General features: G+C 55.2%; 1 protein-coding gene and 1 pseudogene. One reads left to right on the top strand and one right to left on the bottom strand.

All coding sequences use genetic code 11. The annotated features are described in order from the left end of the window. Positions 1 to 131 precede the first annotated feature (131 nt). Positions 132 to 2,537, bottom strand: a complete 2,406-nt coding sequence (gene malP / locus ACLQ7H_RS01690; RefSeq protein WP_411751172.1) for a maltodextrin phosphorylase — start codon at positions 2,535 to 2,537, stop codon at positions 132 to 134. Between the two features lie 596 nt (positions 2,538 to 3,133). On the opposite strand from malP, the pseudogene ACLQ7H_RS01685 reads away from it, so the two are divergent. Then, positions 3,134 to 3,597: pseudogene (locus ACLQ7H_RS01685) on the top strand (transcriptional regulator MalT); the annotation flags it as partial.

Below are 3,597 nucleotides of genomic sequence, written 5' to 3'. Positions count from 1 at the left end.
TTCATCGCCGCCAACAGCTTGCGTTTGGTTTCCGGCGAAATCGCCTGCCGTTGGCCGTGGGCATTGATGTAATCGGCAGCAATCCCAGCCTGGGCTGCTACCTGATCGATACCTTTACTCATTCGCACTCCTTAACGCTTGGCTTGCCAAATGCGTTGCTGATAGTCACGGATCGAACGATCCGAGCTGAACATGCCTACGCGCGCGGTGTTAAGGATAGTGCGGCGCGTCCATTCGTCGCGGTCACGATACAGTTTGTCTACCTGCCGTTGAGCTTCGCAGTAGGAAGCGAAGTCCGCCAGCACCAGATACGGATCGCCGCCTTCCAACAGGCTATGCAGCATCATATCGAAAGCGTGCTTGTCCCCATGGCTGAATGCGCCGCTGGCCAGTTCGTCCAGGATTGCCTTCAGGTGCTTGTCTTTCTTGCAATAGCTCAGCGGATCATAACCCGTGGCCAACAGCGCTTTGACCTGCTCCACGGTGTTGCCGAAAATAAAGATGTTGTCCTCGCCTACCTGCTCGGCGATCTCGACGTTGGCTCCGTCCAGCGTGCCAACGGTCAGTGCGCCGTTCAGCGCCAGCTTCATATTCCCGGTACCCGAGGCTTCTTTACCGGCGGTGGAGATTTGCTCGGAAATGTCCGCTGCCGGGATCATCAGTTCAGCGACAGAAACGCGGTAATCAGGGATGAAGGCCACTTTCAGGCGATCCTTGACGATCGGATCGTTATTGATCTTCTCTGCGGCCTGGTTGATCGCATAGATAATGTTCTTCGCCAGGTAGTAACCCGGCGCGGCTTTGGCACCAAACAGGAACACGCGCGGCACGATGTCCAGATCCGGGTTATCCCGCAGCTGGCGATACAGCGAAAGAATGTGCAGCAGGTTCAGGTGCTGGCGTTTGTACTCGTGCAGACGTTTGATCTGCACGTCGAAGATCGCGTCCGGGTTGAGCGTCAATCCCATTACGCTGTGCACGTAGTTGGCCAGGATCACTTTGTTATCGCGCTTGATCTGCTGATACTTCTCGCGGAATGCGGCGTCTTCGGCGTATTTCTCCAGGCCTTTCAGCGCATCGAGATCGTTGGCCCACTCTACCTTCAGAGTGGTGTCGATTAAGCCTGACAGCGCCGGGTTACACTGCTTGAGCCAGCGGCGTGGCGTAATGCCGTTGGTGACGTTGTGGAATTTGTTCGGCCACAGCTGGTGATACTCTGGGAACAGATCTTTTACCACCAGATCCGAGTGCAGCTGGGCCACACCGTTTACCGCAAAGCCGCTGACCACGCACAGGTTAGCCATACGCACCTGCTTGTTGTGGTGCACCGCCAGCTTGGCCCAAACTGCGTCATCGCCCGGCCAATGTTTATCCACCAGTTGCTTAAAGTTGGCGTTGATCTGTTTGATGATGGCGAAGTGGCGCGGCAGCAGGCTGCTGACCAGTTTCTCATCCCAGCACTCCAAGGCTTCCGGCATCAGGGTGTGGTTGGTATAAGCAAAGGTCTTGCTGGTGATCGCCCAGGCCGCATCCCAATCCAGCTGGTGCTCATCAAGCAGGATACGCAACAGTTCTGGAATGGCGATGGTTGGATGGGTGTCGTTGAGTTGGATTACTTCGTACTTCGGCAACTCTTCAATCTTGCGCCCGGCCTGATGGTGTTTACGCAGAATATCGGCCACCGAGCAGGCACACTGGAAGTACTGCTGCATCAGGCGCAGGCGTTTGCCAGCCTGATGGTTGTCATTCGGATAGAGCACTTTAGTCAGCTTGGCCGCTTCTACGCCCTGCTTTTCCGCCTGCAGGAATTTGCCATCGTTGAAATCCCCCAGATCGAATGGATGAGCATGCGTTGCCTGCCATAGGCGCAGCGGCTGGGTGACCCCGTTACGGAAGCCCAACACTGGCAGATCCCAGGCCTCCCCACGCAGGGTAAACTCCGGGTGCCACAGCTCGCGGCCATCGGCCAGTTTCTCTACCTTACCACCAATCCCGACATCCACCGCCAACGCCGCATTATGGCGGAACCACGGGTAGCTCTCGCGTTGCCAGTTATCCGGTGCCTCTTGCTGATGACCTTCTTTGAATGACTGGCGGAACAGCCCATATTGATAGTTCAGCCCATAGCCAGTAGCCGGTTGCTCCACCGTGGCCATCGAATCCAGGAAGCAAGCGGCTAAACGCCCCAGCCCACCGTTACCCAACGCAGGATCGGTTTCCTGCTCCAACAGATCTGCCAGCTTGACGTCCTGCTCTGCCAACACCGCCTCAACGGTGTCATACCAGCCGAGGTTGATCAGGTTGTTGGCGGTCAGGCGGCCAATCAGAAATTCCATCGAGATGTAGTTCACATGGCGCAACGACTTGCTGCTTTTACGCGGCGCAGGCTGCGCAGCCAACTGTTCGGCAAGAGCGGCACTCACGGCCTCCCACCATTGATGCTGAGTCATCTGCTGTGCGGAGCTGAGGCCAAAACGCTGCCACTGACGAGTCAGTGCAGCCAGAAAAACGTCCTTTTTGAGCATAGGCTGTGACATAGGTAAAACTCTCTATCCGGTATACCCGTCGTCTTTCAAGCGGCAGCTTGAGTTCCATTGGGTAGTAAATGGGCCAATTTTTTCACTATCGTGCCGGGGAGAACGAGCAATGGCATCATCCCGCCTGGGGATTAGCTGGGGAGGAGGATTGGGGCGTAGCTGAAACTGTGATCTCAGGCACTTTTTAACCCCCATTGCGAACAGCAAGCACGCTCATCGACATCACCAGTGAGCATAAAATCGACGGCAAAGAATAACCATGACGTTAGCATAGTTATGCTAGCCGATGAAGTTTTGTACTTGTCCATAATTAGCCAAAAGCAGGGTAGTTTCTGGGGGTAATCAAGCGCTCTGTAAAGCGTGGCTTATGCGGATCCGTGGGCAAACGTAAAAAAGTGTGATCGATAGCAATATAACTTCAAGCCAAAGCGCAAGCTTGTTGCATTAACGTTGACGATGTTCGAAGTTAAAGAGGGGGATTAATTACGAGCTACAAAATAATTAATTCAACCCGGTCCCGAGACAGGAACACGGTGGAATAAATGACTTCGGGCAGTCCTTCGGCGGCGGGAACCGCACTTTACATCTGGAATACTATGCTGATCCCATCAAAACTGAGCCGTCCGGTACGGCTGCAAAATACCGTGGTTCGCGATCGTCTGCTGGCGAAGTTGACCGGTGCGGCGAACTATCGCCTGACATTGGTCAATTGCCCGGCTGGATACGGTAAGACCACGCTGGTGGCACAATGGGCCGCGGGCAAATCGGATCTGGGGTGGTACTCCCTGGACGAGAGCGACAACCAGCCGGAGCGCTTTGCCAGCTATCTGATCGCCGCGCTGCAACAGGCAACCGCGGGCCACTGCGTGAAAAGCGAGGCATTAAGCCAGAAGCATCAATACGCCAACCTTTCGGCGCTGTTTGCGCAGCTGTTTATCGAGCTGTCCGACTGGCACCAGCCGCTGTACCTGGTGATCGACGATTACCACCTGATCACCAATGACCAGATCCATGAAGCGATGCGTTTCTTCCTGCGCCACCAGCCAGAAAATCTGACGCT

The organism is Serratia sp. (in: enterobacteria) (assembly GCF_046715635.1).
Classification (GTDB): Bacteria; Pseudomonadota; Gammaproteobacteria; order Enterobacterales; family Enterobacteriaceae; genus Chania.
The sequence above is the reverse complement of the archived record's forward strand: the minus strand, read 5'-3'. Positions and strand labels throughout refer to the sequence as shown.

Coding starts and splice junctions, on each gene's coding strand:
- malP (WP_411751172.1), bottom strand. CDS start 2,537: ATGTCACAGCCTATGCTCAAAAAGGACGTTTTTCTGGCTGCACTGACT.